The organism is Pseudomonas sp. MF4836, from assembly GCF_002018875.1.
Classification (GTDB): domain Bacteria; phylum Pseudomonadota; class Gammaproteobacteria; order Pseudomonadales; family Pseudomonadaceae; genus Aquipseudomonas.
The window spans coordinates 316290-342729 of sequence record NZ_MVOL01000004.1 but is presented as its reverse complement, the minus strand read 5'-3'; the positions used below and the strand labels follow the sequence as shown (position 1 = coordinate 342729).

The following is a 26440-nucleotide window of genomic DNA, read 5'->3' as shown; positions in this document are numbered from 1 at the left end:
ACCGGCAGAGGGATCGGTGTTTAAGGCAAAGCGGCGACTACGGACAGCTCGATCAGGATCTCGGGCTCGCACAGCTTGGCTTCGACTGTGGCACGGGCAGGAGCGACGCCTTTTGGCAGCCATTTGTCCCAGACAGCGTTCATGCCCTCGAAGTGGGCGTCGATGTCTTTCAGGTAAATGGTCACTGACAGCAACTTGCTCTTGTCGGTACCAGCCAGGTCCAGCAAACGCTCGATGTTGGCGAGGGTTTCGCTGGTCTGTTGTTCAATTCCGGCGGTCATGTCGTCGCCGACCTGCCCCGCCAGATAGACGGTGCCGCTGTGAACGACAATCTGGCTCATGCGTTCATTGGTGAGCTGGCGCTGGATTGACATGCTTGGCTGTCTCCTGAGAATTACCGTAACGAGAAATATCGAGGCCTTCAGCGCTGATCTGCGGCGTTTTCTTCGCCATCAGGTCAGCCAGCAAGCGACCGGAACCGCACGCCATGGTCCAACCCAGGGTGCCGTGACCGGTGTTCAAGAACAGGTTGCGGAACGGTGTGGCACCCACAATCGGCGTGCCGTCCGGGGTGGTCGGCCGCAGGCCGGTCCAGAAGCTGGCTTGCGCCAGATCGCCGCCCTGAGGATAGAGGTCGTTGACGATCATCTCCAGGGTTTCGCGCCGGCGCGGGTTCAGCGACAGGTCGAAGCCCGCGATCTCGGCCATGCCGCCGACCCGGATACGGTTGTCGAAGCGAGTGATCGCGACCTTGTAGGTCTCGTCGAGAATGGTCGAGGTCGGGGCCATCGCCGGGTTGGTGATCGGCACGGTCAGGGAGTAACCCTTGAGCGGATACACCGGGGCCTTGATCCCCAACGGCTTGAGCAGTTGCGGCGAGTAGCTGCCCAGCGCCAGCACGTAGCGATCGGCGGTTTCCAGCTTGCCGTCGATCCATACGCCATTGATCCGGTCGCCGGCGAAGTCGAGGCGCTGGATGTCCTGGCCAAAACGGAACTCCACACCCAGCTGGGTGGCCATTTCCACCAGGCGCGTGGTGAACATCTGGCAATCGCCGGTCTGGTCGTTCGGCAGGCGCAGGGCGCCGGCGAGGATATCGGTGACGTTGGCCAGGGCGGGCTCGACGCGGGCGATGCCCTCGCGGTCGAGCAGTTCGAAAGGCACACCGGACTCCTTGAGCACGGCGATGTCTTTCGCCGCGCCATCGAGCTGGGCCTGGGTCCGGAACAGCTGGGTGGTGCCCAGGCTGCGGCCTTCATAGGCAATGCCGGTCTCGGCGCGCAGTTCGTCGAGGCAGTCGCGGCTGTACTCGGACAGGCGGACCATGCGCTCCTTGTTCACGGCGTAGCGGCTGGCGGTGCAGTTGCGCAGCATCTGCGCCATCCACAGGTACTGGTCGATATCGGCGGTGGCCTTGATCGCCAACGGCGCGTGGCGCTGCAGCAGCCACTTGATGGCCTTGAGCGGCACGCCCGGTGCGGCCCATGGCGAGGCATAGCCCGGCGACACCTGACCGGCGTTGGCGAAACTGGTTTCCATGGCAGCGGCCGGCTGACGGTCGACCACCACCACTTCAAAACCTGCTCGGGCCAGATAGTAGGCACTGGTGGTACCGATTACGCCGCTACCCAAGACCATAACGCGCATTTTCATATCCCTCATCGCGGCTAAACCGCTGACGTTTGTTATTCAGAGCGAAGATGTGCGCAGTATAAAAAGCAATGGGCAGTGCATTTCACTATATAACTGCCTATATTTGGCGACAATTCTCGGCAAAAACCCTTTTGACGGAGGTGCATCCCCTATGCGCACCAATCACCAGACAAAACGCGAGCTGGACAAGATAGATCGCAACATCCTGCGCATCCTCCAGGCCGATGGGCGTATCTCGTTTACCGAGCTGGGAGAGAAGGTCGGCCTGTCGACCACTCCCTGCACCGAACGGGTCCGGCGCCTGGAGCGCGAAGGGATCATCATGGGCTACAACGCGCGCCTCAATCCGCAGCACCTCAAGGGCAGCCTGCTGGTGTTCGTCGAAATCAGCCTGGACTACAAGTCCGGCGACACCTTCGAAGAGTTCCGCCGCGCCGTGCTCAAGCTGCCCCACGTACTGGAGTGCCACCTGGTCTCGGGCGACTTCGACTACCTGGTGAAAGCCCGTATTTCCGAAATGGCGTCCTACCGCAAACTGCTGGGCGACATCCTGCTCAAGCTGCCCCACGTGCGCGAATCCAAGAGCTATATCGTGATGGAAGAGGTGAAGGAGAGCCTGAGCCTGCCGATTCCGGACTGAAATCCGGCGCAGGCCGACTCGAGAGTGCCGGGGTGACCCAAGTAAAGCGCTAGACCAGAACCTGGCGGGTGCTCGCCATGTACTCGTGGATCTGCTTTTCGACCCGTGGATGGATCATCTCCACCGGGCGCCGGCCATTGGGGCACGGCAGGCTCGGGGTGGTGCCGAACAGGCGACAGATCAGCGGCCGCTCGTCGTACACGGTGCAGCCGTTGGGCCCCAGATGCACGCAGTTCAGCTCGTCCATGGCCGCGTCCTGCTCGGCCGCGGTCTTGCGTGGCAGGCGCGACATCTCCTCGGTTGAAGTGGTCACCGGGCCGCAGCAGTCATGGCAGCCGGGGACACACTCGAACGAGGGAATCTGCTGACGCAGCAGGCGGACTTTCTGGCTGTTGCAGCTCATTGGCAAGGTTACCGGGCAAATACAGCCGGGGATTTTGCCCTAAAAGCCCACCAACAGACAGCGCACCCCGACCGCTGTTGCCGCCGACGAAAGGTCAGGCTTATGCTCCGTCAAATTTTCCAAACACCCCAATCAGGATTCACGCACATGAACCCCGGTGTTCAGCAACCTGCCCCGAGCGACCGTCACGCCGCCTCCTATTACGCCGCCAGCAGCCTGCCCCAGCCCGATCATCCGGCGCTTGCCGGCGAGTTGCAGGCCGATGTCTGCGTGGTCGGCGGCGGCTTCTCCGGGCTGAATACCGCATTGGAACTGGCCCAGCGCGGCTTCAGTGTGGTGCTGCTGGAAGCGCGCAAGATCGGCTGGGGCGCCAGCGGGCGCAATGGCGGCCAGCTGATTCGCGGCGTCGGCCATGGCCTGGAGCAGTTCAGCAAGGTGCTGGGCGACGACGGCGTTCGGCAGATGAAGCTGATGGGCCTGGAAGCGGTGGACATCGTGCGCCAGCGGGTCGAACAGTTCCAGATCGCCTGCGACCTGACCTGGGGCTACTGCGACCTGGCCAACAAGCCCAAGGACCTGGAGGGTTTCGCCGAAGACGCCGAAGAACTGCGCGAGCTGGGCTATCGCCACGAAACCCGCCTGCTGCAAGCCCATGAAATGCACAGCGTGGTCGGCTCCGAGCGCTATGTCGGCGGTTTGATCGACATGGGCTCCGGGCACCTGCACCCCTTGAACCTGGCACTGGGCGAGGCCGCCGCGGCGCAGCGGCTGGGGGTGCAAGTGTTCGAACATTCAGCCGTGACCCGCATCGATTACGGCAGCCAGGTCAGGGTGCACACCGCCCGCGGCCTGGTCCGCGCCAAGACCCTGGTGCTCGGTTGCAACGCCTACCTCAATGGCCTCAACCCGGAGCTGGGTGGCAAGGTGTTGCCCGCCGGCAGCTACATCATCGCCACCGAGCCGTTGAGCGAGCAGCAGGCACAGCAGTTGCTGCCGCAGAACATGGCGGTCTGCGACCAGCGGGTGGCCCTGGATTACTACCGGCTTTCGGCGGATCGGCGCCTGCTGTTCGGCGGCGCCTGCCATTACTCCGGGCGTGACCCGCAGGACATCGCCGCGTACATGCGGCCGAAGATGCTGCAAGTGTTCCCGCAACTGGCCGGGGTCAAGATCGACTATCAATGGGGCGGGATGATCGGTATCGGCGCCAACCGCCTGCCGCAGATCGGCCGGCTCAAGGACCAGCCGAATGTGTATTACGCCCAGGCCTATTCAGGTCATGGGCTGAATGCCACGCACCTGGCCGGCAAGCTGCTGGCCGAAGCCATCAGCGGCCAGCAGGGTGGCGGCTTCGAGCTGTTCGCCAAGGTGCCGCACATCACCTTCCCGGGCGGCCGCTACCTGCGTTCGCCGCTATTGGCACTGGGCATGCTCTGGCACCGCCTCAAGGAGCTCGGCTGACACCGCAACCGCCCTCCCCCTGGCATTGCTGCCGCCCAATGGCCTGACGGCGTGCAGCAGCGCCAGAGCCCTTCTTCAGAGACGCCAGAACGGCTTGAGCCCTTCGCGGCGCGCCTGCTCCCGGCTAAGCCCGATGTCCCGCAGTTCGTCAGCCGTCAGGGCGAGCAAGGCCTTGCGGGTACGCAGCCGATGCCAGTACAGGCCCCAGCGGCCAAGGGCGCGCGGCGCGTTGCGGGACATCACCGCCTGCATCGCCCGCTCGTGCCCAACCGCCAGTTCCTGACTGTGTAACGACAGACGCACATCGCTCAAGCCGTTCATTGTTGTTTGCTCCTGTTTACTTGGGTGGCCATGAGCAAACATGATGCGCGGGTGCCTGAAACCATGACAGATTCAAAGCGCTGGTATTATTTCCATACAGAATTTCCCCACTGATGGCTGAATCCTGTATTTTCCGTCCATCTGTACTGGTTCTTTGATCAATCCCTTGCGCGAGTGCCTGCCATGACCCTCTACGTCAACCTTGCCGAACTGCTGGGCACCCGCATTGAGCAGGGTTTTTATCGCCCCGGCGACCGCCTGCCTTCGGTGCGCGCCTTGAGTGTCGAGCACGGTGTCAGCCTGAGCACTGTGCAGCAGGCATACAGAGTGCTGGAAGATAACGGCCTGGCGATGCCCAAGCCCAAGTCCGGCTACTTTGTACCGGCCAGCCGCGAACTGCCGGCGTTGCCCGCCATCGGCCGCCCGGCGCAACGGCCGGTGGAGATATCGCAATGGGAACAGGTGCTGGAACTGGTGCGCAGCGTGCCGCGCAAAGACGTCATACAGATGGGCAGGGGTATGCCGGATATCAATACACCGACCCTGAAACCCCTGCTCCGCGGGCTGGCCCGCATCAGCCGGCGCCAGGACATGCCCGGCCTGTATTACGACAACATCTACGGCGTGCTCGAACTGCGCGAACAGATCGCCCGCCTGCTGCTCGACTCCGGCTGCCAGCTGCAAGCCAATGACCTGGTGATCACCACCGGCTGCCATGAGGCGCTTTCAACCAGCATTCGCGCCATCTGCGAGCCTGGCGACATCGTCGCGGTGGACTCGCCGAGCTTTCACGGTGCCATGCAGACCCTCAAGGGCCTTGGCATGAAAGCCCTGGAGATCCCCACCGACCCGCTGACCGGCATCAGCCTCGAAGCCCTGGAACTGGCCCTGGAGCAGTGGCCGATCAAGGCCATACAGTTGACCCCCAACTGCAACAACCCGCTGGGCTACATCATGCCCGAGTCGCGCAAGCGCGCGCTGCTGACCCTGGCTCAGCGCTTTGACGTGGCGGTCATCGAAGACGATGTGTATGGCGAACTGGCCTACACCTACCCGCGCCCGCGCACCATCAAGTCGTTCGACGAAGACGGTCGGGTACTGCTGTGCAGTTCGTTCTCGAAAACCCTCGCCCCGGGCCTGCGCATTGGCTGGGTCGCGCCGGGGCGCTATCTGGAGCGGGTGCTGCACATGAAATACATCAGCACCGGCTCCACCGCGCCGCAACCGCAGATCGCCATTGCCGAGTTCCTCAAGGCCGGCCATTTCGAACCCCACTTGCGCAAGATGCGCGCTCAATACCAGCGCAATCGCGACATGATGCTCGACTGGGTCAGCCGCTACTTCCCCCTGGGCACTCGCGCCAGTCGGCCCCAGGGCAGCTTTATGCTGTGGATCGAACTGCCGGAAGGCTTCGACACCCTCAAGCTCAACCGCGCGCTGCTCGACCAGGGCGTACAGATTGCCGTGGGCAGTATCTTTTCCGCCTCGGGCAAGTACCGCAATTGCCTGCGGATGAACTACGCTGCCAAGCCAACGCCGCAGATCGAAGATGCGGTGCGCAAGGTGGGCGCCGCCGCGATCAAGCTGCTGGCTGAAACTGATTGCACGACCGACTGACCTTTTTCCCCCAAGACTGCGTCCATATGTCGACCATCGCCGCCTTCGAGACGAGCTGACTTGAGACTCAAACAGGCTTTCGCCTTACTTCTGCTGATCACGGCGGGCCTCAGCGGCTGTGCCACCCTGAACGTGCCCCGAGAACCGAGCCAGGCCCTGCCGGCCACAGAGTCGGCGTTTGGACGCTCGATCCAGGCCCAGGCCGCGCCCTATCAGGGGCGCTCCGGGTTTCGCCTGCTGTCCAACAGCACCGAAGCCTTCATGGCTCGCGCCGAGCTGATCCGCAATGCGCAAAGCAGCCTGGATTTGCAGTACTACATCGTGCACGACGGCATCAGCACCCGGATGCTGGTGGATGAGCTGCTCAAGGCCGCCGATCGCGGGGTGCGGATACGCATCCTGCTGGACGACACCACCAGCGATGGCCTGGACCAGGTGATTGCCACCCTCGCCGCCCACCCGCAGATCCAGATCCGCCTGTTCAACCCCCTGCACCTGGGGCGCAGCACCGGCATCACCCGCGCGGCAGGGCGCCTGTTCAACCTGTCCCAGCAACACCGGCGCATGCACAACAAGCTGTGGCTGGCGGACAACAGCGTGGCCATCGTCGGCGGGCGCAACCTGGGCGACGAGTATTTCGATGCCGAGCCCAGCCTCAACTTCACGGACATCGACATGCTCAGCGTCGGGCCGGTGGCCGAGCAGTTGGGGCACAGTTTCGACCAGTACTGGAACAGCGCCCTGAGCAAGCCCATCGACGAGTTCCTCTCCAGCGTCCCCACCGCCCGGGACCTGGCCAACACCCGGCAACAACTGGAACAGTCCCTGGCAGACACCCGCCGGCAGAACCACGCCCTGTACCAGCAACTGAAGACCTACCAGAGCCACCCGCGCATGGATATCTGGCGCAAGGAGCTGATCTGGGCCTGGAACCAGGCCCTGTGGGATGCGCCGAGCAAGGTCCTGGCCAGGAACGAGCCCGACCCGCAATTGCTGCTGACCACCCAACTGGCGCCGGAGCTGCAAGGGGTAAGCCAGGAACTGATCATGATTTCGGCCTACTTCGTGCCCGGCCAGCCGGGCCTGGTGTACCTCACCGGGCGTGCCGACGCCGGGGTGCAAGTGAGCCTTCTGACCAACTCCCTGGAAGCCACCGATGTGCCGGCAGTGCACGGCGGCTATGCGCCTTACCGCAAGGCCCTGCTGGAACACGGGGTAAGGCTGTTCGAATTGCGCCGCCAGCCCGGCGATCACGGCGGCAGCGGGCCGCACCTGTTCCGCAGCACCTGGCGCGGCTCGGACTCCAGCCTGCACAGCAAGGCGATGATCTTCGACCGGCAGAAATCCTTTATTGGCTCGTTCAACTTCGACCCGCGCTCGGTGCTGTGGAACACCGAAGTCGGGGTGCTGGTCGACAGCCCGGAACTGGCCGAACATGTGCGCGCCCTGGCCCTGCAAGGCATGGCCCCGGCCTTGAGCTACGAGGCCAAGCTGCAGGACGGCAAGATCGTCTGGGTCACCGAAGACAACCAGCAACTGCACACCCTGACCCGGGAGCCGGGCAGTTGGTGGCGGCGCATCAACGCCTGGCTGAGCACCAGCGTCGGCCTGGAGCGCATGCTCTAGGCCCGCGCCGATCTGTCAGCGTTTGAGCAGCTGGTTTTTGATAAAGGCGTCCAGCCCGGGCGAGTGATAGAAACTCATGCAGCGTTCAAAAATCGCGTTGATCGGGTAACCGGCCTCGTTCTTCATCGGCGGCCCGCCGATATGGAAGCTGCCCGTCTGCTGCTCGACGTAGTTGCTCAGGGCCCGGGTACGGCGGTCGGTGCCGTCGCGGTCCAGCTGCACCCGATCGACGAAGTAGGACGCGTCGTGCAGGTCGTACGCCTTGTAGAACTTCAAGCGCCCGTAGTTATCGTCCAGGCACTGCTTCAGCGCCAGTTGCTTGACCCGCTCCACGGGCGGGTCCTTGGGTGCGGCATGGGCGGACCCGGCGAGCAAAATCGTCAGCGCACAGAGCGCCCCGCTGAATCGAATCCCTGGCTTAAGCTTCATCTGACCTCCCTGATTGAACCAACAGCGGTGAAGCCTATACCGATTGCGGCGCCGCGGCACCCAATGCTCCCTGGCGCAGCAACAACACAATCAGCCCAAAAGCCCCGGCCGCCATCAGCCACAGCAAGGCATGGCCGCTGACCCACTGGCTGCCCGCCCCGGCCACCAGCGGCCCGATCAGGCAGCCAATGCCCCAGAGTTGCGCCACATGGGCATTGGCTCGCACCAGGGCGTCGTCGCGGTAACGCTCGCCGATCAGGATCAACGACAGGGTAAACAGGCCCCCGGCGCTGGCGCCGAACAGCACCCACAACGGCCAGATCAACAAGGTGTGGAGCAATAGCGGAATCGCCAGGCTCGACAACAACAGCGCCACCGCACAGCCGGTGAACAGGGAGCGCCGCGACAGGCGATCGGCCAGGGCGCCAATCGGCAATTGCAGCACCGCATCGCCGACCACCACGGTGCTGACCATCGCCAGGGCGATGTCTTCGGTAAAGCCCTGGCGTAGGCAATACACCGGTAACAGCGTAAGAATCATTGCCTCAAAGGCGGCGAACAGCGCCACGGCCCAGGCAATCGCCGGCAGCCCACGACAAAAGCGCCACAGGTCGACCAGGGTCACGCTGCAGGCTTCAGTGGTCGGGGCGCCGCTGCGGCCGATCAACAGCAGGGGCGATACCACCAGCAGCCCGACACCGACCCAGAAGCCGTAGTCGGTCTCGGTGCCCAGCGCGCCCAGCAGCAATGGCCCGGCCAGCTGGCTCAGGGCGTAACAGCTGCCATACAGCGCCACCAGCCGCCCGCGCCACTGCTCGACCACCAACTGGTTGATCCAGCTCTCGCCCAGGATAAACACGATGGTCAGCACCATGCCCAGGCCCAATCGCAGCACCAGCCACAGCGGGTAACTCGGCAACAGCGCCAGCAAAGCAATGGACAGCGCCCCGCCCCACAGGCACAGGCGCATCAGGCCCGCAGTACCAAAACGCGCCGCCAGGCGGCTGGCAAGCTTGGCCCCAAGCAACACGCCAAAGGCCGGCATCGACGCCATGACGCCAATGGCAAAGGGGCCATAACCCCAGCCTTCCAGGCGAAACGACACCAGCGGCATGCTGACACCCAGGGCCAGCCCGACACTCAGGACAGCCGCCAAAACGGCGAAATAGGTCGCCCAACGCATTTCCACGCTCCTGTGGATCATTTTTTATACCGACACAGACAACGCAGCCGGACTTCCCTTGCGGAAAGTCCGGCTGCGATTTTGGATCGAGGCCCGGTCCGGCGGGCAAGCGCCCGCCCCGAGCCCTTCAGGTCAGAGCTTGATCCAGGTCGCCTTCAACTCGGTGTACTTGTCGAATGCGTGCAGCGACTTGTCACGGCCGTTACCCGATTGCTTGAAGCCACCGAACGGCGCGGTCATGTCGCCGCCATCGTACTGGTTGACCCACACGCTACCGGCACGCAGGGCCTTGGCGGTCAGGTGAGCCTTGGAGATATTGGCTGTCCAGACCGCTGCGGCCAGGCCGTACAGGGTGTCGTTGGCAATCTCGATGGCTTCTTCGACGGTATCGAAGGCGATCACCGACAGCACCGGGCCGAAGATTTCTTCCTGGGCGATTTTCATCGCGTTGCTCACACCGTCGAAAATCGTCGGCTCAATATAGGTGCCGCCGGTTTCCTGCAGGGTGCGCTTGCCGCCCGCGACCAGCTTGGCGCCGTCGGCATGCCCGGCTTCGATGTAGGACAGCACGGTGTTCATCTGCTGGGTGTCGACCAATGCACCGACGTTGGTTGCCGGGTCCAGTGGGTTGCCCGGCTTCCAGCCCTTGAGGGCCTCGATCACCAGGGGCAGGAATTTATCCTTGATGGAGCGCTCCACCAGCAGGCGCGAACCCGCGGTGCAGACTTCGCCCTGGTTGAAGGCAATGGCGCCCGCGGCCGATTCGGCCGCGGCCTGTAGATCCGGTGCATCGGCGAACACGATATTCGGGCTCTTGCCGCCGGCTTCGAGCCAGACGCGCTTCATGTTCGACTCGCCGGAGTAGATCAGCAATTGCTTGGCGATTTTGGTCGAGCCGGTGAACACCAGGGTGTCGACGTCCATGTGCAGGGCCAGGGCCTTGCCCACGGTGTGACCATAACCTGGCAGCACGTTGAGCACGCCCGCCGGAATACCGGCTTCCACGGCCAGGGCGGCGATGCGGATTGCGGTCAGCGGGGATTTTTCCGAAGGCTTGAGGATGACCGAGTTACCGGTGGACAACGCCGGCCCCAGCTTCCAGCAAGCCATCATCAGCGGGAAGTTCCACGGCACGATGGCCGCGACTACGCCCACCGGCTCGCGAGTCACCAGGCCCAGTTGATCATGGGGCGTGGCGGCGACTTCGTCGTAGATCTTGTCGATGGCCTCGCCACTCCAGCTCAGCGCTTGCGCCGCGCCCGGAATGTCGATGCCCAGGGAGTCGCTGATCGGCTTGCCCATGTCCAGGGTTTCAAGCAGGGCGAGCTCTTCGGCGTGCTTTTTCAGCAGGCCGGCAAAACGAATCATGGTGGCCTTGCGCTTGGCCGGGGCCAGGCGCGACCAGGCGCCGGAATTGAATGTGGCGCGGGCATTTTCTACAGCACGCTGGGCGTCGGCGGCGTCACAACTGGCGATGGTTGCCAGCACGCGACCGTCAACCGGGCTGATGCATTCGAAGGTTTCACTGGAAACCGCAGCGGTGTATTCGCCATTGATATAGGCGCGGCCTTCGATCTTCAGGTCGCGGGCACGTTGTTCCCAGTCGGCACGAGTCAGGGTGGTCATACGAGTGTCCTCCTCTTATTGAATACAAGCGCCACGCGATCAACGCAGGCACCTTCAGGAATTCTGCCCGGCCAGCCTTCTTTCGGCCCAAGGCACCGGCCACCCTAAACCAGTGGCACCCGAAGTTTCAATATATTTGACATAACGCCCGTAAACGCCATTGCTATGTTCATTTTAATAAACATAGACTTTGGCCCCACTACCACTCGCGCCGCCAATCACGGGGGAATACAAGAATGAGCATTCAGCACGTCGTCGACTTCAGCCAGGCCACCACCGAGGGTGAACGCTATCGCCCTGCACCGGAAAAAGTCCTCAAGGGCGACCCGGAACAGGCGTTGTTCAACCATTACGCCAGTCCGTGCGGGCAGATGAACGCCGGGGTCTGGGAAGGTGCGGTCGGGCAGTGGACGGTGAATTTCACCGAGCATGAATACTGCGAAATCGTGCAGGGCGTCTCGGTGCTGCGCGACAGCGACGGCAATGCCAAGACCCTGCGCGCCGGCGACCGCTTCGTCATCCCGGCCGGCTTCAAGGGCACCTGGGAAGTGCTGGAGCCCTGCCGCAAGATCTACGTGGCCTTCGAACAGAAAGCCTGAATCACAGGCACAAAAAAACCCGCTTGAAGGCGGGTTTTTTTGTCAGAAGAAAAATCAATTACTTGATTTTGCCTTCTTTGTAGATCACGTGCTTACGAACAACCGGATCATATTTCTTGATCTCGATTTTGTCCGGAGTAGTGCGCTTGTTCTTGTCGGTAGTGTAGAAGTGACCAGTACCGGCGCTCGAAATCAAACGAATCAATTCACGCATGATTAGCTCCCTTAGATCTTGCCAGCTTTGCGGATTTCGGCCAGCACGACAGTAATGCCACGCTTGTCGATGATACGCATGCCTTTGGCAGATACGCGCAGACGCACGAAACGTTTCTCTTCTTCAACCCAGAAGCGGTGATGCTGCAGGTTCGGCAGGAAACGACGACGGGTTTTGTTGTTTGCGTGGGAAATGTTATTCCCAGTCACCGGACCCTTACCGGTAACTTGACAGACTCTCGACATGCCTCAGCCCTCTAAAACCACATGCCCAACCCGGCATGGGTTGGCCGCTTAATCTCTCAGTCATTTGGCGCCAGGCGCCGCGTTTCTTTAGGGGTCTTACCGGCTACACCTACAAACGAAGGAACCGGGCCCCTAGAAAAGAGCGCTGCTTTATACCAGAAAGACCCAATAGCAACAACAGTCACTGTGGTCGGGAATTCAAAAAGTCCCGTTTTTCTTGCGCCAAGCGCCTGCGGCAAAGGCTACCGCAGTTATCGACCGCTCGTCGCAGAATAAAATTCCTGCCCCGCAAAGCCCCCGCCAAAGCAGCGTCATTCACCGTCGCCAGCACCCGCGAGGCCCCTTCGAACGGGTCAATTTGTCAATTCATGGCAAATTATTGGCCGTCGGCCAGGGTAAAAACCGACCTTTTTGCCTTTGAAGGCCCACTCCACCCACGTCAATAAACGGAAAATGGGGATAGTCATTTTCCGACGAGATCACTAGGGTAAGCCTTTTCCAGACTGCACTCGCAGATGGGCCTTCGATCTGCAAAGGAAGCCGAATATGCGTCTCGCCGCCCTACCGCTGTTGTTCGTACCGTTTCTGAGCCCGCTGGCCCAGGCTGCCGCCCTGAGCGTCTGCACCGAAGCCAGCCCGGAAGGTTTCGACGTGGTGCAATACAACTCGCTGACCACCACCAACGCCTCGGCGGACGTGCTGATGAACCGCCTGGTCGACTTCGACGAAGCCAGCGGCAAGGTGGTGCCGAGCCTGGCAGACAGTTGGGAGGTGTCCGACGACGGCCTGACCTATGTGTTCAAGCTGCACCCCAAGGTCAAGTTCCACCACACCGACTACTTCAACCCCAGCCGTGAACTGACCGCCGAAGACGTGAAGTTCAGTTTCGAGCGCATGCTCGACCCGGCCAATCCCTGGCACAAGATTGCGCAAAGCGGCTTCCCCCACGCCCAATCCCTGCAGTTGCCGGCACTGATCAAGAAAATTGACGCCCTTGACCCACTGACCGTGCGCTTCACCCTGGACCACGCCGACTCGACATTTATCGCCACGCTGAGCATGGGCTTCGCCTCGATCTACTCTGCCGAGTACGCCGAGCAACTGCTCAAGGCCGGCACACCGGAGAAGCTCAACAACCAGCCGATCGGCACTGGGCCGTTTATCTTCGGCCGCTTCCAGAAAGACGCGTCGATCCGCTACAAGGCCAACCGCGACTACTTCGCCGGCAAGCCGGACGTGGACCCGCTGATTTTCGCCATCACCCCGGATGCCAACGTGCGCCTGCAAAAACTGCGGCGCAATGAATGCCAGATCGCCCTCTCGCCCAAGCCCCTGGACATCAATGCCGCGAGCCAGGACCCGGCGCTGAAAGTCGAACGCACCGCCGCCTTCATGACCGCTTTTGTCGCCATCAACAGTCAGCACCCGCCGCTGGACAAACCGGAAGTGCGCCAGGCAATCAACCTGGCCTTCGACAAGGCCAGCTACCTCAAAGCGGTCTTCGAAGACACCGCCGAAGCTGCCAACGGCCCGTTCCCGCCGAACACCTGGAGCTATGCCAAGGACTTGCCGGGCTATGCCCACGACCCTGAAAAAGCCCGCCAACTGCTGGCCAAGGCCGGCCTGAAAGACGGCTTCCAGACCACCATCTGGACTCGCCCATCCGGCAGCCTGCTCAACCCCAACCCCAGCCTCGGCGCACAACTGCTCCAGGCTGACCTGGAGAAAATCGGGATCAAGGCCGAGATCCGCGTGATCGAATGGGGCGAACTGATCCGCCGTGCCAAGGCCGGCGAGCATGACCTGCTGTTCATGGGCTGGGCCGGCGACAACGGCGACCCGGATAATTTCCTCACCCCGCAGTTCACCTGCGCTGCGGTCAAGTCCGGCACCAACTTCGCCCGCTACTGCGACCAGGGCCTGGATAAGCTGATCACCGCCGGCAAGACCACCAGCGAGCAAGGCGTGCGCAGCAAGCTCTATCAGCAGGCCCAGGCGCAGATCCAGCAACAGGCCCTGTGGCTGCCCCTGGCGCACCCCACCGCCTTCGCCCTGACCCGCAAGGAAGTCCAGGGCTATCAGGTCAGCCCCTTCGGCCGCCAGGACTTCTCCAAAGTCAGCGTCGGCAAATAACCCCGCCACAGGTTCTGGGCGCCCCGGTGCCCAGAACCTGCCGTTCAACACTTGCCGCTGCCCTCACCTAGACCCAACCGTATTCCGCCATCGACAGTGGATCGCCTTCACCGATGATGAAGTGATCGAGCACCCGCACATCCACCAGATCCAGGGCCTCTTTCAGCCGACGTGTCACCACGCGATCGGCATGACTGGGCTCGGAGATGCCCGAAGGGTGGTTGTGGCACAGGATCACGGCGGCGGCGTTGTGTGCCAGGGCACGCTTGACCACCTGCCGCGGGTAGACGCTGGTGCTGTCAATCGAACCCTGGAACAGCGCCTCGAACGCCAGCACCCGGTGCTTGGTGTCCAGAAACAGGCAGCCGAACACCTCATGGGGCTCATGGCGCAGCATTGACTTGAGGTAGTCGCGGACCACCAGCGGGTTTTCCAGCACCGAGTCGCGACGCAGTTTTTCGGCCAGATGCCGACGAGCCATTTCCACCACGGCCTGCAACTGGGCGAATTTTGCCGGGCCCAGGCCGAGTTGGCGGCTGAAGGTCAACTGGTCCGCCTCCAGCAGGCGACGCAGGCTGCCGAACTGATGCAAAAGGTGACGCGCCAGGTCCACTGCGCTCTTTCCGGCAACCCCGGTACGCAAGAAAATTGCCAGCAATTCGGCGTCGGAAAGGCTCGCCGCACCCTGCTCCAGAAGCTTCTCCCGCGGGCGCTCCGCCGCGGGCCAGTCGCGAATGCTCATAGCACCTCCATGTGTGTGGGCGCCGCTGTTCCATAGCGGTCGCTGTGGTATCTTAGCCCATCTTTTTGCCTGTGATTTCCCCTGGGGAGGGGGCGTTACAAGCAGCAATCATTGAACTCAAAGGCAGGCCTATGCAGCGGCTGTATCGGAAACGCATCGTCCTCGGCGTCGGCGGCGGCATTGCCGCCTATAAGAGCGCCGAGCTGGTTCGCCGACTCCTCGACCAGGGCGCCGAAGTGCGTGTGGTCATGACCCGTGGCGGCAGTGAATTCATCACACCGCTGACCATGCAGGCCCTCTCCGGGCACCCGGTCCACCTGGACCTGCTCGATCCCGCAGCCGAGGCTGCCATGGGCCATATCGAGCTGGCCAAATGGGCCGACCTGGTGCTGATCGCCCCCGCCACCGCCGACCTGATCGCGCGCCTGGCCCAAGGCATCGCCGATGACCTGCTGACCACCCTGGTCCTGGCCACGGACGCCACCGTCGCCATCGCCCCGGCCATGAACCAGGCCATGTGGCGCGATCCGGCCACCCAGGCCAACACCCAATTGCTGCAAAGCCGCGGCCTCCAGGTGTTCGGGCCGGCCTCGGGCAGCCAGGCCTGCGGCGACGTCGGCATGGGCCGCATGCTCGAAGCCAACGACCTGGTACTGTGCGCCGCCGATTGCTTCCAGCATCAGGCACTGACCGGCAAACACGTACTGATTACCGCCGGCCCGACCCAGGAAAACATCGACCCGGTGCGCTACATCACCAACCACAGCTCCGGCAAAATGGGCTTTGCCCTGGCCGAAGCCGCAGTTGAAGCCGGCGCCCGAGTGACCCTGATCACCGGCCCGGTGCACCTGCCGACCCCGGATCGGGTGACCCGGATCGATGTCGTCAGCGCCCGCGACATGCTCGCCGCCTGCGAGGCCGCCATCCCCTGCGACCTGTTTATCGCCTCGGCGGCGGTGGCGGACTACCGCCCGGAAGTCGTTGCCCCACAAAAATTAAAGAAAGACCCTACGAAAGGTGACGGCCTGCTGCTGCAGATGGTGCGTAACCCGGACATCCTGGCCACCATCGCCACCCGTCCCGATCGCCCTTTCAGTGTCGGCTTCGCCGCCGAGACCGAACACTTGCTCGACTACGCTGCACGCAAATTGAAAGACAAGAACCTCGACCTGATCGTCGCCAACGACGTGGCCAACCCGAGCATTGGCTTCAACAGCGAGGAAAACGCCTGCAGCGTGATTGACCGGGAGTTGCACGCAACTCTCTTCGCCCAGACCAGCAAGGGCAAGATCGCCCGCCAACTGATCTCTTTTATCGCCGAACGGCTGAACCAGGTTTAACTCGCATGCACGCTCTACAAGCCAAGATCCTCGACCCACGCATCGGCAACGAATTCCCGATGCCACAGTACGCCACCCCGGGCTCCGCCGGTCTCGACCTGCGCGCCATGCTCAAGCAAGACACCGTGCTGGAGCCGGGCCAGACCCTGCTGATCCCCACCGGCCTGTCGGTCTACATCGGCGACCCGGGCCTGGCGGCGCTGATCCTGCCGCGCTCCGGCCTGGGCCATAAACACGGCATCGTCCTGGGCAACCTGGTGGGCCTGATCGACTCGGACTACCAGGGCGAACTGATGGTGTCCTGCTGGAACCGTGGCCAGACCGCCTTCAACATCGCGGTCGGCGAGCGCATCGCCCAACTGGTACTGGTGCCGGTGGTCCAGGCGCACTTCGAAGTGGTCGAGGCCTTCGACGAAAGCCAGCGCGGCGCAGGCGGTTTCGGGCATTCCGGCAGCCACTGATCGACGCGGAACCTGGCTGGGCGCCAAACCCGGTCAGAGTTCCGGGTTTTGTATTTCAGGACGAAAATCGGGCAAAGCGCCTTCGTGGGTTTCCCTCCCCAAATCAAGGCATTAGACCCTCAAAAGCAGGCTGAATCGCCGACGATGGCATTTTTGCACCATGAACCCAATGGCAAAAACGCCGTCATACCCTTCAGTTTGAGCCTGCCGGCCCACCCTGGCCCGGCCTGTCCCGCCCCCTTTTGAAATGGAGCAACCCCGATGAGCAACCCGGCCCCAGTCGCACCGAGCTTTCCCGATAGCATCTTTCGCGCCTACGACATTCGCGGCACCGTCCCGGAGTTTTTGAACGCTGAAACCGCTTACTGGCTCGGCCGCGCCATTGGCGCCCAGAGCCTGGCTCAGGGTGAACCTGACGTTTCCGTTGGCCGCGACGGCCGTCTCTCCGGTCCGGAGCTGGTGGAGCAACTGATCAAAGGCCTGGCGGACAGCGGCTGCCACGTCAGCGACGTCGGCCTGGTGCCCACTCCGGCGCTGTACTACGCCGCCAACGTACTGGCCGGCAAGTCCGGGGTCATGCTCACCGGCAGCCACAACCCGTCGAACTACAACGGCTTCAAAATCGTCATTGCCGGCGACACCCTGGCCAATGAACAGATCCAGGCCCTGCACCAACGCCTGAAGGACAACAACCTGAGCAGCGGCAAGGGCAGCATCACCCGGGTGCAGATCCTTGAGCGCTACAGCGACGAGATTACCCGCGATGTGAAACTGGCCCGCCGCCTGAAAGTGGTGGTCGATTGCGGCAACGGCGCGGCCGGGGTCATTGCCCCGCAGTTGATCGAAGCCCTGAACTGCGAAGTCATCCCGCTGTTCTGCGAGGTCGACGGCAACTTCCCCAATCACCACCCGGACCCGGGCAAGCCTGAAAACCTGGTGGACCTGATCGCCAAGGTCAAGGAAACCAAAGCCGACCTGGGCCTGGCCTTCGACGGCGACGGCGACCGCGTCGGCGTGGTGACCAACACCGGTAGCATCGTCTTCCCGGACCGCCTGCTGATGCTGTTCGCCAAGGATGTAGTGGCGCGCAACCCGGGCGCGGAAATCATCTTCGACGTCAAATGCACCCGCCGCCTGACCCCGCTGATCAAGGAATACGGCGGCAAGCCGCTAATGTGGAAGACCGGCCACTCGTTGATCAAAAAGAAGATGAAACAAACCGGCGCCCTGTTGGCCGGCGAAATGAGCGGGCATATCTTCTTCAAGGAGCGCTGGTTCGGTTTTGACGACGGGATTTACAGTGCCGCGCGCCTGCTGGAGATCCTCAGCAAGGAGCCATCCAGCGCCGAAGAGCTGTTCGCGACCTTCCCGAACGATATTTCGACGCCGGAAATCAATATCCATGTGACCGAAGAGAGCAAATTCAGCATCATTGATGCTCTGCACGACGCGCAGTGGGGCGAAGGCGCCAACCTGACCACCATTGACGGGGTGCGAGTCGATTACGCCAAAGGCTGGGGCCTGGTCCGCGCCTCCAACACCACGCCGGTGCTGGTGCTGCGTTTCGAGGCCGACAACGAAGCCGAGCTGCAGCGCATCAAGGATGTGTTCCACGTCCAATTGAAACGTGTTGCACCCGATCTCCAACTACCGTTCTGATTTTCTGAAACACCGGAGCCCTGAATGACCCTCGAACGCGATGCCGCCGCCAACACCGCCAAGGTTCTATCCGAAGCGCTGCCTTACATTCGCCGCTATGTCGGCAAGACGCTGGTGATCAAATACGGCGGCAACGCTATGGAGAGCGAAGAGCTCAAGACCGGTTTCGCCCGTGACATCGTGTTGATGAAAGCCGTTGGGATCAACCCGGTGGTGGTACACGGTGGCGGCCCGCAAATCGGTGACCTGCTCAAGCGCCTGTCCATCGAGAGCCACTTTATCGACGGCATGCGCGTTACCGACGCCCAGACCATGGACGTGGTGGAGATGGTCCTCGGCGGCCAGGTGAACAAAGACATCGTCAACCTGATCAACCGTCACGGCGGCAGCGCCATTGGTCTGACCGGCAAGGACGCCGAGCTGATTCGCGCGAAAAAACTCACCGTGACCCGCAAGACGCCGGAGATGACCCAGCCGGAAATCATCGACATCGGCCAGGTGGGCGAAGTGATCGGCATCAACACCGACCTGCTGAACCTGCTGGTGAAAGGCGACTTCATTCCGGTGATTGCGCCCATCGGCGTCGGTGCCAACGGCGAGTCCTACAACATCAACGCCGACCTGGTGGCCGGCAAGGTGGCCGAGGCGCTGAAGGCCGAGAAGCTGATGCTGCTCACCAACATCGCCGGCTTGATGGACAAGGAAGGCAAGGTCTTGACCGGCCTGACAACCCAGCAAGTGGATGACCTGATCGCCGACGGCACCATCTACGGCGGCATGCTGCCGAAGATCCGTTGCGCGCTGGAAGCGGTGCAAGGCGGGGTTGGCAGCTCGTTGATCCTGGATGGCCGGGTTCCAAATGCGATCCTGCTGGAAATCTTCACCGATACCGGTGTGGGTACCCTGATCAGCAATCGCAAGCGCCCTTAAGCGCTGAAAAAAAGCCCCGCTCAACCTGGTTGAGCGGGGCTTTTTTATTGTAGCGAGGGCGCTGGCTCCCGCCGTACGGCCTAGCAGTCGCGAATCAGACGCCGAACTGCTCGCGATACGCCTTGACCGCTGGTAAATGCTGCTTGAGCTGCGGATCATCTTCCAGGAACTGCAACACCTGGTTCAGCGACACGATGCTGACCACCGGAATCCCGAAGTCACGCTCCACTTCCTGGATGGCCGACAATTCACCGTTGCCGCGCTCCTGGCGATTGAGCGCGATCAGCACGCCAGCGGCCTTGGCACCTTCCTGGGACGCAATGATCTGCATCACTTCGCGAATCGCCGTACCGGCGGTGATCACGTCGTCGATGATCAGCACATCGCCCTTGAGCGGCGCGCCCACCAGGCTGCCGCCTTCACCGTGGGCCTTGGCCTCCTTGCGGTTGAAGCACCAGGGCAGATCCTGCCCATGATGTTCAGCCAGGGCCACGGCTGTGGCGGCGGCCAGGGGAATGCCCTTGTACGCCGGACCGAACAGCACGTCGAAGGAAATACCGCTTTCAACGATGGCGGCCGCATAAAAACGACCCAGCTGCGCCAGGGCGGAACCCGAGTTGAACAGCCCTGCATTGAAGAAGTAAGGACTGGTGCGCCCGGACTTCAGGGTGAACTCACCGAAGCGCAAAACCCCGCGATCGATGGCAAAACGAATGAAATCGCGCTGATACGCTTGCATGAAAAAAGCCCCAGATACCACGGATTTAGCTAATTAGGTAGACCTCGGGTATCATACACGCACGTGATTTTTGGGGCCATTTATGCGGATCATCAGTGTGAACGTCAATGGTATTCAGGCTGCAGTCGAGCGTGGTTTGCTCAGTTGGCTGCAGGCCCAGAATGCCGACGTCATCTGCCTGCAGGACACCCGCGCCTCCGCCTTTGAACTGGACGACCCAGCCTTCCAACTGGATGGCTACTTCCTTTATGCCTGCGATGCTGAAGTCCCCGCCCAAGGTGGCGTGGCTTTGTATTCGCGGTTGCAACCTAAGGCGGTCATCAGCGGCCTCGGCTTCGAGACAGCCGATCGCTACGGGCGCTACCTGCAAGCCGATTTCGATAAGGTCAGCATCGCGACCTTGCTGCTTCCTTCGGGGCAGAACGGCGATGAAGACTTGAACCAGAAGTTCAAGCTAATGGACGACTTCGCCCGTTATCTGGATAAACAGCGGCGCAAACGTCGCGAGTACATCTATTGTGGCTCGCTCTACGTTGCGCAACAGAAGCTGGATATCAAGAACTGGCGTGACAGCCAGCAATCCCCGGGCTTCCTGGCGCCTGAGCGTGCCTGGATGGACGAGATTGTCGGCACCATGGGTTATGTCGACGCCTTGCGCGAAGTCAGCCGTGAAGGCGATCAGTACAGCTGGTGGCCGGACAACGAACAGGCCGAGATGCTCAACCTGGGTTGGCGTTTCGACTATCAACTGCTGACCCCGGGCCTGCGTCGCTTCGTGCGCAGCGCACGCCTGCCGCGTCAGCCACGCTTCTCGCAGCACGCACCGCTGATCGTGGACTACGACTGGACGCTGACTATCTAAGCGTCGTTTCGCAGCCACAAAAAAGCCGACATCAGTGTCGGCTTTTTTGTGCGCGGCGGTTTTACTTGATCAAGCGCCAGGTGAACGGATAGCGATACGGTACCCCTTCCCCCGCCTTGACCCCGCCAATGATCGTCAGCACCAAGGCGCCGATCGCCAGCAACCCGAACAAGAAGAAGCCGATGATTACCAGCATCAACAGGAAGCAGATAGCCGAGGCAATGGCGACGGTGATCTGGAAATTCAGCGCCTCCTTGCCCTGAGCGTCGATGAACGGGTCGGATTCGCGCTTGATCTGCCACAGAATCAACGGACCGATCAGGGTACCGAACGGCACCCAGATCCCCAGCAAGGCAGACAGATGACAAAACATTGCCCACTGCCGAACCTCATGGCTCGGCGTAGGCAGCGGAAGCTGGTCGTCACTCATGGCGTTCTCCTTGGCGGGTCGTCCGTAGCGCAATCAGTCGGCCAGGGCCGCCTGCTGCAGTTCAAAAATCTCGCTCATGCCTTTCTTCGCCAGCTCCAGCATTGCATTCAGGTCTTCAGGCTGGAACGGTGCGCCTTCGGCAGTGCCCTGGACTTCAATGAAACCACCGGTGCTGGTCATCACCACGTTGAGGTCAGTCTCGGCAGCCGAGTCTTCCAGGTAGTCCAGGTCCAGCACAGGCTCGCCCTGATACATGCCCACCGACACCGCAGCGATCATTTGCTTGAGCGGGTCGCCGCCTTTGAGGCCGCCACGCTTCTTGATCACTTTCAGCGCATCGACCAAGGCCACCATGGCGCCGGTGATCGACGCGGTACGGGTGCCGCCGTCAGCCTGGATCACGTCGCAGTCGACGTACAGGGTCACGTCACCCAGCTTGGACATGTCCAGCGCGGCGCGCAGGGAGCGGCCGATCAGGCGCTGGATTTCCAGGGTGCGGCCGCCCTGCTTGCCACGGCTGGCTTCACGCTGGTTACGCTCGCCGGTAGCACGCGGCAACATGCCGTACTCGGCGGTCAACCAACCCTGGCCCTGGCCCTTGAGGAAGCGCGGCACGCCGTTCTCGACGCTGACCGTGCAGATAACCTTGGTATCACCGAACTCGACCAGTACAGATCCCTCGGCGTGTTTGGTGTAGTTGCGGGTGATGCGGATCGAGCGGAGCTGATCGGCAGCGCGACCACTTGGACGTTTCATAGGGGAACACCTGTACGGGGACGGAAAACTGCCGAACATTATAGAGCCCGCGGCCGCGCCTGGGCAGTTCTAAAAAATCCAGAGGCGGACCAAAGGCTCTGCACGAAGGCTCCAGCGCCCCGCCGCAACCCTTTGTCACCGCCACGGTTGGGGGCTTTCGCCGCACTGCGCTACAATCCTGCGCCTTCGCAGCCTGTCGGCTTTAATTCATATCTATCGGGCCCGCCCAACCCTATTGCGGTTGGTGCCAGACCTGAATCGGAGGTACCTCCATGGTGCACAGCATGACCGCCTTCGCCCGGGTCGAACGGGCCGGCACTCAGGGCACCCTGAGCTGGGAACTGCGCTCGGTCAACAGCCGCTACCTGGAACCGCACCTGCGCCTGCCGGAGTCCTTTCGCGACCTCGAAGGCGCGGTTCGTGAAGCGCTGCGCCAGGGTTTGTCCCGCGGCAAGCTTGAATGCACCCTGCGCTTTACCGAAGAAACCACCGGCAAACCCCTGCAAGTGGATCGCGAACGGGCCGCGCAACTGGTGGCCGCAGCCGAATCGGTGGCAAGCCTGATCAAGCAGCCTGCCCCGCTCAACCCCCTGGAAGTCCTGGCCTGGCCCGGCGTGCTGGTGGCTGACGCAACCGATCCACAGGCACTGAATTCCGAGGCCCTGGAATTGTTCAAGCAGGGCCTCAAGGAACTCAAGGGCGGCCGCGAACGCGAAGGCTCGGAGCTTGCCCGCCTGATCAACGAGCGCCTGACCTCGATCGAGGAAGACGTGGTGACACTGCGCGAACTGGTGCCGCAAATGCTCGCGACCCAGCGCCAGAAGGTCCTCGACCGCTTCGCCGACATGCAGGCCGAGCTCGACCCGACGCGCCTGGAGCAGGAAATGGTGATGCTTGCGCAAAAGAGCGACGTCGCTGAAGAACTGGACCGCCTGAGCACCCACATCATCGAAGTACGCCGCGTGCTGAAGTCCGGTGGCGCCGCCGGTCGGCGCCTGGACTTCCTGATGCAGGAGCTCAACCGCGAAGCCAACACACTGGGCTCCAAGGCCTTCGACCCGCGCAGCACCCAGGCTGCGGTCAACCTCAAAGTGTTGATCGAGCAGATGCGCGAACAAGTACAGAATATTGAGTAAGGCTACCCCCACATGACCCACAGCACCGGCACCCTGTACATCATTTCCGCCCCTTCGGGCGCGGGCAAGAGCAGCCTGGTCAAGGCCCTGACCGACGCCAACCAGGAGATCCGTGTCTCGGTCTCCCACACCACCCGGGCCATGCGCCCCGGTGAAGTGAACGGCGTGAACTATCACTTCGTCTCCCGCGAAGCGTTCGTGAAGATGGGCGAGCATGGGGACTTCCTCGAGCGTGCCGAAGTATTCGGCAACCTCTACGGCACCTCGCAAAGCCACCTGCAGCAAACCCTGGATGCGGGCCATGACCTGATTCTGGAGATCGACTGGCAGGGCGCCGAGCAAGTGCGCAAATTGATGCCGCAAGCCCGCTCGATCTTCATCCTGCCGCCGTCCCTTGAGGCCTTGCACCAGCGCCTGACCAACCGCGGCCAGGACAGTGACGAGATCATCGACGGGCGGATGCGCGAAGCGGTCAGCGAAATGAGCCACTACGTCGATTATGACTATTTGATCATCAACGATGATTTTGCCCATGCGCTGGCGGACCTGAAGGCGATTTTCCGGGCCAATCAGCTGCATCAAAAGCGTCAGCAGCAGCGTTTTGGCAAATTGCTCGCTGAATTGCTGGGCTAAAACAGCACTTCCCAAAACCGCTGCAAGCGCTTTACATTGGCACTTGCAGCGCGTTGCAGGGCCTGGTCAAAAAATCAGCGCTTCCCTAATCGCTGGTGATTTTTTAAACTGTTGAGTCCGCTCGCCCAACCGGGCAGCGCGCATATTGCATTCGCTCCGAGGAATACCATGGCCCGCGTAACCGTTGAAGACTGCCTAGAACACGTGGAAAACCGCTTTGAGCTGGTCATGCTCTCTACCAAGCGTGCCCGTCAACTGGCCACCGGCGGCAAAGAGCCCTTGGTTCAGTGGGAAAACGACAAGCCTACCGTTGTAGCCCTGCGTGAAATTGCCGAAGGCCTGATGAGCTACGAGTTCATTGCCAACGCTGAGATCGTTGAAGACGAACCGCTGTTCGCAGCGTTCGAGGACGAGTCCAACGAGGCCGTCTAAGCCTATGCCTGGTCGACGTAGCACGGCGCGGGAATACAGCTTACGGCAGGAGTCAGCATGCCGAGCATAGACGCCCTCGCCGATCGCTTATCGACCTATCTCGGCACGGACCAGGTCAACCTGGTCCGCCGAGCGTATTTCTACGCCGAACAAGCCCACGACGGCCAACGCCGCCGCAGCGGCGAGGCGTACGTCACGCACCCATTGGCGGTGGCGAATATTCTTGCCGACATGCATATGGACCATCAGAGCCTGATGGCGGCCATGCTGCATGACGTGATTGAAGACACCGGTATTGCCAAGGAAGCGCTTTCAGCGCAGTTCGGCGAAACCGTGGCCGAACTGGTCGACGGGGTCAGCAAACTGACCCAGATGAACTTCGAGACCAAGGCCGAAGCCCAGGCTGAAAACTTCCAGAAAATGGCCATGGCCATGGCCCGCGACATTCGCGTGATCCTGGTCAAGCTGGCCGACCGCCTGCATAACATGCGGACCCTGGAAGTGCTGTCCGGCGAAAAGCGCCGGCGCATCGCCAAGGAAACCCTGGAAATCTATGCCCCCATCGCCAACCGGCTGGGCATGCATGCCATCCGCATCGAATTCGAAGACCTTGGTTTCAAGGCCATGCACCCGATGCGTTCCGCGCGGATCTATCAGGCCGTCAAGCGCGCCCGGGGCAACCGCAAGGAAATCGTCAACAAGATCGAAGAATCCCTCAGTCACTGCCTGGCCATCGACGGTATCCAGGGTGAGGTCAGCGGCCGGCAGAAACACCTCTACGGCATCTACAAGAAGATGCGCGGCAAGCGTCGGGCCTTCAACGAGATCATGGACGTCTACGCGTTCCGCATCATCGTCGACAAGGTAGACACCTGCTATCGCGTGCTGGGCGCTGTACATAATTTGTACAAACCGCTGCCGGGACGCTTCAAGGACTACATCGCGATTCCCAAGGCCAACGGCTACCAATCGCTGCATACCACCCTGTTCGGTATGCACGGCGTGCCGATCGAGATCCAGATCCGCACCCGGGAAATGGAAGAGATGGCCAACAACGGCATCGCCGCGCACTGGCTGTACAAATCCAGTGGCGACGAGCAGCCAAAAGGCACCCACGCCCGCGCCCGCCAATGGGTCAAGGGTGTACTGGAGATGCAGCAACGCGCTGGCAACTCCCTGGAATTCATCGAAAGCGTGAAGATCGACCTGTTTCCGGACGAGGTCTACGTGTTCACGCCCAAAGGCCGGATCATGGAGCTGCCCAAAGGCTCCACGGCCGTCGACTTCGCCTACGCGGTGCACACCGACGTCGGCAACAGCTGCATTGCCTGCCGCATCAACCGCCGTCTCGCACCGCTGTCCGAACCGCTGCAAAGCGGCTCCACGGTGGAGATCGTCAGTGCCCCTGGCGCCCGGCCGAATCCGGCCTGGCTCAACTTCGTGGTCACCGGCAAGGCCCGCACCCATATTCGCCACGCCCTGAAGCTGCAGCGCCGCTCCGAATCCATCAGCCTCGGTGAGCGCCTGCTGAACAAGGTGCTCAACGGTTTCGACAGTTCGCTGGAAAAGATCCCGGCCGAACGCATCCAGGCGATGCTCCACGAATACCGCCTGGAACTGATCGAAGATCTGCTCGAAGACATCGGCCTGGGCAATCGCATGGCCTATGTGGTGGCCCGCCGCCTGCTCGGCGAGGGCGAACAGTTGCCAAGCCCGGAAGGCCCGCTGGCGATTCGCGGCACAGAGGGCCTGGTGCTGAGCTACGCCAAGTGCTGCACGCCGATCCCGGGCGACCCGATCGTCGGCCACCTGTCCGCCGGCAAGGGGATGGTGGTGCACCTGGACAACTGCCGCAATATCAGCGAAATCCGCCACAACCCGGAAAAATGCATCCAGCTCTCGTGGGCCAAGGATGTCACCGGCGAATTCAACGTCGAACTGCGGGTCGAGCTGGAACACCAGCGTGGCCTGATTGCCTTGTTGGCCAGTAGCGTCAACGCCGCCGACGGCAATATCGAGAAAATCAGCATGGATGAACGCGATGGTCGCATCAGCGTGGTCCAACTGGTGGTCAGCGTGCACGACCGCGTGCACCTGGCCCGCGTGATCAAGAAACTCCGCGCCCTGACCGGGGTGATTCGCATCACCCGCATGCGCGCGTAGCGCCTCA

The 26440-nt window shown here is 62.0% G+C and carries 27 protein-coding genes and 1 pseudogene; 15 read left to right on the top strand and 13 right to left on the bottom strand.

What is annotated here, in order from left to right; translation table 11 throughout:
• Positions 1-20: 20 nt before the first annotated feature.
• Both MF4836_RS11750 and dadA read right to left on the bottom strand, forming a co-directional pair.
• On the bottom strand, positions 21-374 hold the full coding sequence (locus tag MF4836_RS11750) for a RidA family protein (protein ID WP_020296003.1): 354 nt from the start codon (positions 372-374) through the stop codon (positions 21-23).
• Entirely contained in the window at positions 346-1647 is a 1302-nt protein-coding gene (dadA, locus tag MF4836_RS11745; RefSeq protein WP_078470583.1) for a D-amino acid dehydrogenase, read from the bottom strand. Before dadA ends, MF4836_RS11750 begins: the two co-directional genes overlap by 29 nt.
• Before the next feature lie 157 nt (positions 1648-1804).
• Here dadA and MF4836_RS11740 point away from each other — a divergent pair, with 157 nt between their 5' ends.
• Positions 1805-2293 carry an Lrp/AsnC ligand binding domain-containing protein gene (locus MF4836_RS11740; RefSeq protein WP_007932443.1) on the top strand — a complete coding sequence of 163 codons (489 nt, stop codon included), beginning with the start codon at positions 1805-1807 and terminating at the stop codon, positions 2291-2293.
• Positions 2294-2342: 49 nt separating this feature from the next.
• Here the strand turns inward: MF4836_RS11740 and MF4836_RS11735 are convergent, their stop codons facing one another.
• Complete coding sequence (locus MF4836_RS11735) at positions 2343-2696, bottom strand: YkgJ family cysteine cluster protein (RefSeq protein ID WP_020296005.1); 354 nt, start codon at positions 2694-2696, stop codon at positions 2343-2345.
• 147 nt (positions 2697-2843) lie between these two features.
• On the opposite strand from MF4836_RS11735, the gene MF4836_RS11730 reads away from it, so the two are divergent.
• Positions 2844-4157 carry an NAD(P)/FAD-dependent oxidoreductase gene (locus MF4836_RS11730; RefSeq protein ID WP_078470465.1) on the top strand — a complete coding sequence of 438 codons (1314 nt, stop codon included), beginning with the start codon at positions 2844-2846 and terminating at the stop codon, positions 4155-4157.
• Between the two features lie 75 nt (positions 4158-4232).
• On the opposite strand, the gene MF4836_RS11725 is transcribed toward MF4836_RS11730, so the two are convergent.
• Positions 4233-4478 carry a DUF1127 domain-containing protein gene (locus MF4836_RS11725; protein WP_078470464.1) on the bottom strand — a complete coding sequence of 82 codons (246 nt, stop codon included), beginning with the start codon at positions 4476-4478 and terminating at the stop codon, positions 4233-4235.
• A 183-nt stretch (positions 4479-4661) separates the two neighbouring features.
• Here MF4836_RS11725 and MF4836_RS11720 point away from each other — a divergent pair, with 183 nt between their 5' ends.
• Entirely contained in the window at positions 4662-6095 is a 1434-nt protein-coding gene (locus tag MF4836_RS11720) for an aminotransferase-like domain-containing protein (RefSeq protein WP_078470463.1), read from the top strand.
• Positions 6096-6155: 60 nt separating this feature from the next.
• Positions 6156-7721 (top strand): phospholipase D family protein, encoded by a 1566-nt coding sequence (locus MF4836_RS11715; protein WP_078470462.1) that lies wholly within the window; start codon positions 6156-6158, stop codon positions 7719-7721.
• 15 nt (positions 7722-7736) lie between these two features.
• Here the strand turns inward: MF4836_RS11715 and MF4836_RS11710 are convergent, their stop codons facing one another.
• The 3 genes from MF4836_RS11710 to MF4836_RS11700 form a co-directional block, all read right to left on the bottom strand.
• The gene (locus MF4836_RS11710) at positions 7737-8150 is read right to left on the bottom strand and encodes a hypothetical protein (protein ID WP_153050229.1); all 414 of its coding nucleotides are present in this window, start codon (positions 8148-8150) and stop codon (positions 7737-7739) included.
• 34 nt (positions 8151-8184) lie between these two features.
• A complete protein-coding gene (locus MF4836_RS11705) occupies positions 8185-9333 on the bottom strand; it encodes an MFS transporter (protein WP_078470460.1) in 1149 nt (382 codons plus the stop codon).
• Between the two features lie 132 nt (positions 9334-9465).
• A complete protein-coding gene (locus MF4836_RS11700; protein WP_078470459.1) occupies positions 9466-10959 on the bottom strand; it encodes an aldehyde dehydrogenase in 1494 nt (497 codons plus the stop codon).
• Between the two features lie 236 nt (positions 10960-11195).
• Here MF4836_RS11700 and MF4836_RS11695 point away from each other — a divergent pair, with 236 nt between their 5' ends.
• Positions 11196-11558, top strand: coding sequence for a cupin domain-containing protein (locus tag MF4836_RS11695; RefSeq protein WP_078470458.1), 363 nt, complete (start codon positions 11196-11198; stop codon positions 11556-11558).
• Positions 11559-11616: 58 nt separating this feature from the next.
• Here the strand turns inward: MF4836_RS11695 and rpmG are convergent, their stop codons facing one another.
• Both rpmG and rpmB read right to left on the bottom strand, forming a co-directional pair.
• Complete coding sequence (rpmG, locus tag MF4836_RS11690) at positions 11617-11772, bottom strand: 50S ribosomal protein L33 (protein WP_003177274.1); 156 nt, start codon at positions 11770-11772, stop codon at positions 11617-11619.
• Positions 11773-11783: 11 nt separating this feature from the next.
• Complete coding sequence (gene rpmB / locus MF4836_RS11685) at positions 11784-12017, bottom strand: 50S ribosomal protein L28 (RefSeq protein ID WP_007894701.1); 234 nt, start codon at positions 12015-12017, stop codon at positions 11784-11786.
• Between the two features lie 546 nt (positions 12018-12563).
• Here rpmB and MF4836_RS11680 point away from each other — a divergent pair.
• Positions 12564-14150, top strand: a complete 1587-nt coding sequence (locus MF4836_RS11680; RefSeq protein ID WP_020296014.1) for an ABC transporter substrate-binding protein — start codon at positions 12564-12566, stop codon at positions 14148-14150.
• Between the two features lie 67 nt (positions 14151-14217).
• Here MF4836_RS11680 and radC read toward each other — a convergent pair whose 3' ends face one another.
• A complete protein-coding gene (gene radC, locus MF4836_RS11675; RefSeq protein ID WP_078470457.1) occupies positions 14218-14892 on the bottom strand; it encodes a RadC family protein in 675 nt (224 codons plus the stop codon).
• Between the two features lie 131 nt (positions 14893-15023).
• On the opposite strand from radC, the gene coaBC reads away from it, so the two are divergent.
• The 4 genes and pseudogenes from coaBC (at position 15024) to argB (ending at position 19282) form a co-directional block, all read left to right on the top strand.
• The gene (gene coaBC / locus MF4836_RS11670; RefSeq protein WP_020296016.1) at positions 15024-16232 is read left to right on the top strand and encodes a bifunctional phosphopantothenoylcysteine decarboxylase/phosphopantothenate--cysteine ligase CoaBC; all 1209 of its coding nucleotides are present in this window, start codon (positions 15024-15026) and stop codon (positions 16230-16232) included.
• A 5-nt stretch (positions 16233-16237) separates the two neighbouring features.
• Entirely contained in the window at positions 16238-16693 is a 456-nt protein-coding gene (gene dut / locus MF4836_RS11665; RefSeq protein WP_020296017.1) for a dUTP diphosphatase, read from the top strand.
• 255 nt (positions 16694-16948) lie between these two features.
• A pseudogene (locus MF4836_RS11655) lies at positions 16949-18352 on the top strand (phosphomannomutase/phosphoglucomutase); the annotation flags it as partial.
• A gap of 24 nt (positions 18353-18376) precedes the next feature.
• Positions 18377-19282: an acetylglutamate kinase gene (argB, locus tag MF4836_RS11650; protein WP_020296019.1), complete on the top strand. Its 906-nt coding sequence runs from the start codon at positions 18377-18379 to the stop codon at positions 19280-19282.
• 94 nt (positions 19283-19376) lie between these two features.
• Here argB and pyrE read toward each other — a convergent pair whose 3' ends face one another.
• Positions 19377-20021 carry an orotate phosphoribosyltransferase gene (gene pyrE, locus MF4836_RS11645; RefSeq protein ID WP_078470455.1) on the bottom strand — a complete coding sequence of 215 codons (645 nt, stop codon included), beginning with the start codon at positions 20019-20021 and terminating at the stop codon, positions 19377-19379.
• An 82-nt stretch (positions 20022-20103) separates the two neighbouring features.
• Here pyrE and MF4836_RS11640 point away from each other — a divergent pair, with 82 nt between their 5' ends.
• Positions 20104-20883 (top strand): exodeoxyribonuclease III, encoded by a 780-nt coding sequence (locus tag MF4836_RS11640; protein ID WP_020296021.1) that lies wholly within the window; start codon positions 20104-20106, stop codon positions 20881-20883.
• 61 nt (positions 20884-20944) lie between these two features.
• Here the strand turns inward: MF4836_RS11640 and MF4836_RS11635 are convergent, their stop codons facing one another.
• Together MF4836_RS11635 and rph are read right to left on the bottom strand one after the other, a co-directional pair.
• The gene (locus MF4836_RS11635) at positions 20945-21313 is read right to left on the bottom strand and encodes a DUF4870 domain-containing protein (protein ID WP_078470454.1); all 369 of its coding nucleotides are present in this window, start codon (positions 21311-21313) and stop codon (positions 20945-20947) included.
• A 33-nt stretch (positions 21314-21346) separates the two neighbouring features.
• A complete protein-coding gene (gene rph / locus MF4836_RS11630; protein WP_020296023.1) occupies positions 21347-22069 on the bottom strand; it encodes a ribonuclease PH in 723 nt (240 codons plus the stop codon).
• A 272-nt stretch (positions 22070-22341) separates the two neighbouring features.
• On the opposite strand from rph, the gene MF4836_RS11625 reads away from it, so the two are divergent.
• The 4 genes from MF4836_RS11625 (at position 22342) to spoT (ending at position 26433) form a co-directional block, all read left to right on the top strand.
• Positions 22342-23205 (top strand): YicC/YloC family endoribonuclease, encoded by an 864-nt coding sequence (locus tag MF4836_RS11625; protein WP_078470453.1) that lies wholly within the window; start codon positions 22342-22344, stop codon positions 23203-23205.
• 12 nt (positions 23206-23217) lie between these two features.
• Positions 23218-23838 (top strand): guanylate kinase, encoded by a 621-nt coding sequence (gmk, locus tag MF4836_RS11620; RefSeq protein ID WP_078470452.1) that lies wholly within the window; start codon positions 23218-23220, stop codon positions 23836-23838.
• A 168-nt stretch (positions 23839-24006) separates the two neighbouring features.
• Positions 24007-24270: a DNA-directed RNA polymerase subunit omega gene (rpoZ, locus tag MF4836_RS11615; RefSeq protein ID WP_003177259.1), complete on the top strand. Its 264-nt coding sequence runs from the start codon at positions 24007-24009 to the stop codon at positions 24268-24270.
• A gap of 57 nt (positions 24271-24327) precedes the next feature.
• Positions 24328-26433 carry a bifunctional GTP diphosphokinase/guanosine-3',5'-bis pyrophosphate 3'-pyrophosphohydrolase gene (gene spoT / locus MF4836_RS11610; protein WP_020296026.1) on the top strand — a complete coding sequence of 702 codons (2106 nt, stop codon included), beginning with the start codon at positions 24328-24330 and terminating at the stop codon, positions 26431-26433.
• Positions 26434-26440: the final 7 nt, after the last annotated feature.

Coding starts and splice junctions, on each gene's coding strand:
- rph (WP_020296023.1), bottom strand. CDS start 22,069: ATGAAACGTCCAAGTGGTCGCGCTGCCGATCAGCTCCGCTCGATCCGC.
- rpmG (WP_003177274.1), bottom strand. CDS start 11,772: ATGCGTGAATTGATTCGTTTGATTTCGAGCGCCGGTACTGGTCACTTC.
- MF4836_RS11710 (WP_153050229.1), bottom strand. CDS start 8,150: ATGAAGCTTAAGCCAGGGATTCGATTCAGCGGGGCGCTCTGTGCGCTG.
- MF4836_RS11720 (WP_078470463.1), top strand. CDS start 4,662: ATGACCCTCTACGTCAACCTTGCCGAACTGCTGGGCACCCGCATTGAG.
- dut (WP_020296017.1), top strand. CDS start 16,238: ATGCACGCTCTACAAGCCAAGATCCTCGACCCACGCATCGGCAACGAA.
- pyrE (WP_078470455.1), bottom strand. CDS start 20,021: ATGCAAGCGTATCAGCGCGATTTCATTCGTTTTGCCATCGATCGCGGG.
- radC (WP_078470457.1), bottom strand. CDS start 14,892: ATGAGCATTCGCGACTGGCCCGCGGCGGAGCGCCCGCGGGAGAAGCTT.
- MF4836_RS11635 (WP_078470454.1), bottom strand. CDS start 21,313: ATGAGTGACGACCAGCTTCCGCTGCCTACGCCGAGCCATGAGGTTCGG.
- argB (WP_020296019.1), top strand. CDS start 18,377: ATGACCCTCGAACGCGATGCCGCCGCCAACACCGCCAAGGTTCTATCC.
- MF4836_RS11640 (WP_020296021.1), top strand. CDS start 20,104: ATGCGGATCATCAGTGTGAACGTCAATGGTATTCAGGCTGCAGTCGAG.
- MF4836_RS11680 (WP_020296014.1), top strand. CDS start 12,564: ATGCGTCTCGCCGCCCTACCGCTGTTGTTCGTACCGTTTCTGAGCCCG.
- MF4836_RS11740 (WP_007932443.1), top strand. CDS start 1,805: ATGCGCACCAATCACCAGACAAAACGCGAGCTGGACAAGATAGATCGC.
- MF4836_RS11750 (WP_020296003.1), bottom strand. CDS start 374: ATGTCAATCCAGCGCCAGCTCACCAATGAACGCATGAGCCAGATTGTC.
- spoT (WP_020296026.1), top strand. CDS start 24,328: ATGCCGAGCATAGACGCCCTCGCCGATCGCTTATCGACCTATCTCGGC.
- MF4836_RS11625 (WP_078470453.1), top strand. CDS start 22,342: ATGGTGCACAGCATGACCGCCTTCGCCCGGGTCGAACGGGCCGGCACT.
- rpoZ (WP_003177259.1), top strand. CDS start 24,007: ATGGCCCGCGTAACCGTTGAAGACTGCCTAGAACACGTGGAAAACCGC.
- rpmB (WP_007894701.1), bottom strand. CDS start 12,017: ATGTCGAGAGTCTGTCAAGTTACCGGTAAGGGTCCGGTGACTGGGAAT.
- MF4836_RS11735 (WP_020296005.1), bottom strand. CDS start 2,696: ATGAGCTGCAACAGCCAGAAAGTCCGCCTGCTGCGTCAGCAGATTCCC.
- coaBC (WP_020296016.1), top strand. CDS start 15,024: ATGCAGCGGCTGTATCGGAAACGCATCGTCCTCGGCGTCGGCGGCGGC.
- gmk (WP_078470452.1), top strand. CDS start 23,218: ATGACCCACAGCACCGGCACCCTGTACATCATTTCCGCCCCTTCGGGC.
- MF4836_RS11705 (WP_078470460.1), bottom strand. CDS start 9,333: ATGCGTTGGGCGACCTATTTCGCCGTTTTGGCGGCTGTCCTGAGTGTC.
- MF4836_RS11695 (WP_078470458.1), top strand. CDS start 11,196: ATGAGCATTCAGCACGTCGTCGACTTCAGCCAGGCCACCACCGAGGGT.
- MF4836_RS11730 (WP_078470465.1), top strand. CDS start 2,844: ATGAACCCCGGTGTTCAGCAACCTGCCCCGAGCGACCGTCACGCCGCC.
- dadA (WP_078470583.1), bottom strand. CDS start 1,647: ATGCGCGTTATGGTCTTGGGTAGCGGCGTAATCGGTACCACCAGTGCC.
- MF4836_RS11725 (WP_078470464.1), bottom strand. CDS start 4,478: ATGAACGGCTTGAGCGATGTGCGTCTGTCGTTACACAGTCAGGAACTG.
- MF4836_RS11700 (WP_078470459.1), bottom strand. CDS start 10,959: ATGACCACCCTGACTCGTGCCGACTGGGAACAACGTGCCCGCGACCTG.